Genomic DNA, 1,209 nt, shown 5'->3' on the forward strand with positions numbered 1-1,209 from the left:
GACGGAAACCGCGCGTCCGATCCCGCTGTCGCCGCCTGTAATAAGAGCTACTTTTCCTTTTAATTTGTCTGCTCCTTTATAATCCTCGTACTCATACACCGGACTTGGATTCATTTCGCTTTCAATTCCCGGCTGTCGACTTTGAGTTTGTGCCGGCAGTTCTTTTGGATAATTTGCCATGATGATTCTCCTCCTTTGTTTTCATGTCTATTTGTTGTGTACCTCACACACTCTTTGGATAAACATGGCTTGGCACCTTCGCATTGCTTTATCAGAAAAATGTTTCACATGGAACGCTGGGAGGAAATTAACTCAAAAAGGGGGTTGGTTGCTGAATGATTAACATGCTTTCTAGAAGATTCAGCAGGCCAAAGGGCGTCATCGGCATGATTGCCGGGTACATCATGGCTGCTGAAAATCAAACACTGAATCAGTGGACAATCAATCAGCTGGGTATCACGCGCGGGGACAGCATTTTAGAAGTCGGGTTTGGCCCGGGATACTGCATGCAGCAGATGCTGAAACGTGAGAAGGATGTTCATCTTCATGGGATTGATGTGTCAGAGGCCATGCTGAAGCTGGCCGCCCGCAGAGTGAAATCCAAGGGCGTACGCCTGATACAAGGAAGCATCGAGACATTTCCTCTCCCCGCCTCGTTTTATGATAAAGTGATTTCCGTTAATAACTACACCATTTGGAATGACCAAACAAAAGGCATGAAACAGATTTATCGGGCATTAAAGCCAGGCGGCAAAGCATCCATTACGATGCAGCCGCGGGAAGGGGATGCCAGTCCTGAGAAAACCAAATCATTTGGAAGACAGATGATTGCTGACTTTAAAGCAGCCGGCTTCGAAGACATTGATATACAATTTAAGAACATTAAGCCTGAGCTTTCCGTCTGTGCAACTGCAAAGAAGCCCGCCACATAAAGTGGGCGGGCTTCTTCTTTTATGAATGTACAGCCTGATTGCGCAGAACGTCTTTTTTCACCTTGCCAAGGTTGTTTTTCGGCAGTTCGTTAACAAATTCAACTTCAGGTATTTTGTAAGCGGACAGGCGTTCTTTACAAAATGCAATGACATCCTCTTCCGTGATGCGCTGGCCGCCATTTTTCACGATAAAAGCTTTCGGTTTTTCACCGTAAAGCGGGTCTGGAATACCGACCACAGCCGTTTCAAGGATTCCCGGGATCTGCTGGATAACTTC

Annotated in this window: 2 protein-coding genes and 1 pseudogene; 1 reads left to right on the forward strand and 2 read right to left on the reverse strand. The window is 46.4% G+C overall.

What is annotated here, in order from left to right:
- Positions 1-180: pseudogene (locus ACWHAR_RS22215) on the reverse strand (NAD(P)-dependent oxidoreductase); the annotation flags it as partial.
- Between the two features lie 155 nt (positions 181-335).
- Between ACWHAR_RS22215 and ACWHAR_RS22220 the strand changes: the two are divergent.
- Positions 336-932, forward strand: a complete 597-nt coding sequence (locus ACWHAR_RS22220) for a class I SAM-dependent methyltransferase (protein ID WP_452087848.1) — start codon at positions 336-338, stop codon at positions 930-932.
- A gap of 19 nt (positions 933-951) precedes the next feature.
- Here the strand turns inward: ACWHAR_RS22220 and ACWHAR_RS22225 are convergent.
- Positions 952-1,209, reverse strand: a 258-nt coding sequence (locus ACWHAR_RS22225; RefSeq protein ID WP_452087849.1) for an AMP-binding enzyme, incomplete at its 5' end; no start/stop codon positions are given.

The sequence above is a fragment of the Bacillus sp. LR--39 genome, assembly GCF_053613335.1.